2 protein-coding genes are annotated in these 1,985 nt (G+C 73.6%); one reads left to right on the top strand and one right to left on the bottom strand.

The window, feature by feature from the left end:
• Nucleotides 1-32: 32 nt before the first annotated feature.
• A complete protein-coding gene (locus tag ACFWM7_RS35120) occupies nucleotides 33-863 on the bottom strand; it encodes a sulfurtransferase (RefSeq protein WP_383268804.1) in 831 nt (276 codons plus the stop codon).
• Between the two features lie 236 nt (nucleotides 864-1,099).
• Here ACFWM7_RS35120 and ACFWM7_RS35115 point away from each other — a divergent pair, with 236 nt between their 5' ends.
• Nucleotides 1,100-1,894 carry a VOC family protein gene (locus ACFWM7_RS35115; protein WP_383268802.1) on the top strand — a complete coding sequence of 265 codons (795 nt, stop codon included), beginning with the start codon at nucleotides 1,100-1,102 and terminating at the stop codon, nucleotides 1,892-1,894.
• Nucleotides 1,895-1,985: the final 91 nt, after the last annotated feature.

The raw sequence follows: 1,985 nt of genomic DNA, 5'->3' as shown, positions 1-1,985 counted from the left end.
CTTCCTTACCGTCCGCCCGTCGTACGGCGGGGCTACTGGGGCTCGGGCCCCGTGGCGACCGGCCGGGCGGGGTCCGAGGACCACTCGGACCAGGAGCCCGGGTACAGGACGCCGGTGAGGCCGGCGATCTCCAGGGCCAGCACCTCGTGCGCGCCGGAGACCCCGGATCCGCAGTAGACGCCCACGCCTCGGGTGCTGCCCTCCGCCCCGAGGCCGGCGAACCGCGCGGCGAGCCGGTCGGGCGGGAGGTAACGCCCGTCCGCGTCGACGTTCTGCGTGGTCGGCGCGGAGACGGCGCCGGGGATATGGCCGCCGACACGGTCGATCGGCTCCACGTCGCCCCGGTAGCGCTCCGCCGCCCGCGCGTCCAGCAGCAGACCCGACCGGGCGAAGGCCGCCGCACTTTCCGCGTCCAGGGTGGGCAGGGCCCCCGGCTTCGGCCGGAAATCGCCCTCGGCGGGGTGCGGGATCTCCGTGGAGAGGTCGCCCGTCCAGGCGGCGAGACCCCCGTCCAGGACCCGTACGTTCCCGTGCCCCGTCCAGCGCAGCAGCCACCAGGCGCGCGCCGCGGCCCAGCCCTGCCCGCCGTCGTACACCACGACGGGGGTGTCCTGGCCGACCCCGGCCCGGCGCATCACGGACCCGAAGGCCTCCGGGTCCGGGAGGGGGTGGCGGCCGCCGTCCCCCGCCGGGCCGGCCAGTTCCGTGTCGAGGTCGACGAAGACCGCGCCGGGCAGATGGCCGGCCTCGTAGTCGGGACGGCCGTTCGGGCCGCCGAGCTGCCAGCGGACGTCCAGGAGCACCGGCGGCCGCGGCCCGGCCGACTCGCTCGCGCATTCGGATGCGGTGATGATGGGCTTCATGGGTGCCATCCTCGCGCAGCGGGGCAGGCACCCGTAACAGCGTCGAAGGGGACGGCCGGCGAGAATCCTGCCGTCCTTCGTCCAGAACCCGGACGACGCGGCGCGGCCGATGCGTCTCCCGCGCCGGGGGGTGCAAGCATCTGCACGGGGCACGCGGACCGCTTCCCTACCCGGGACGGCGTCCCAGTGCCGTTCCCCCGCACGGCCACCACAACGGTCCGAGGAGAGAGAAGACGATGACCGAGGCTGCCGCCCGGCGTACGCCCGGAACACCTTGCTGGGTGAGTCTGATCGTGCACGGCCTGACCACGACCCAGGAGTTCTACGGGGCCCTGTTCGACTGGGAGTTCCAGCCGGGGCCCGAACAGCTGGGCCCCTACGTCCGCGGGCTGCTGCACGGCGATGAGGTCGCGGGCATCGGCCAGCTGCCGCCCGACCGGCATCTCCCGATCGCCTGGACCACCTACCTCGCCACGGACGACGCCGACGTCACAGCGGAGGCCATCCGCTCCTGCGGCGGGACGGTCGCGGTCGGCCCGCTGGACGCGGGCGAGGCCGGGCGGCTCGCCATCGCCTCGGACCCGAGCGGGGCGGTCTTCGGCATCTGGCAGGGCTCGGAGCACATCGGCACGATGACGGCGGGCGTACCCGGCACCCCCGTCTGGAACGAGCTGGTGACCCGGGAGACCTCGATGGTCGCGAAGTTCTACCAGACGGTCTTCGGCTACGAGACGGAGGCGGTGCTCTCGGCCGACTTCGACTACCAGACGCTGCACCTGGACGATGTGGCGGTGGCGGCCCTGCACGGCGTCGGCCACGCGCTGCCGCGCGACCGGGGGCCGCACTGGATGACGTACTTCGAGGTCGCCGACACCGACCGGGCCGCGGCCCGGGTGGTCGAGCTGGGCGGACGCGTCCTGCAGCCGCCGCGCGAGGGGTCGAGCGGCCGGCTGGCGACGGTCGCGGACCCGGAGGGGGCCGTGTTCACGATCATCCGGTCCGCCGGGAGCGGCTCCACGGACAGTCCTTAGAGGTCATCTCATTTGGGTGACTCGGTATTCTGTGAGTCATGGTGGGGATCGTTGAGCGGTTGGTGCCGGACGAGTTGTGGGAGTTGTTCCA

Source organism: Streptomyces sp. NPDC058375 (genome assembly GCF_042723425.1).
Taxonomy (GTDB): Bacteria; Actinomycetota; Actinomycetes; order Streptomycetales; family Streptomycetaceae; genus Streptomyces; species Streptomyces durocortorensis.
Note: the sequence above shows the minus strand (reverse complement) of the source record. Positions and strands in the feature narration are given on the sequence as shown.

Bases quoted from the DNA above. Each gene is read 5' to 3' on its own strand.
- ACFWM7_RS35120 (WP_383268804.1), bottom strand. From the start codon at position 863: ATGAAGCCCATCATCACCGCATCCGAATGCGCGAGCGAGTCGGCCGGG.
- ACFWM7_RS35115 (WP_383268802.1), top strand. From the start codon at position 1,100: ATGACCGAGGCTGCCGCCCGGCGTACGCCCGGAACACCTTGCTGGGTG.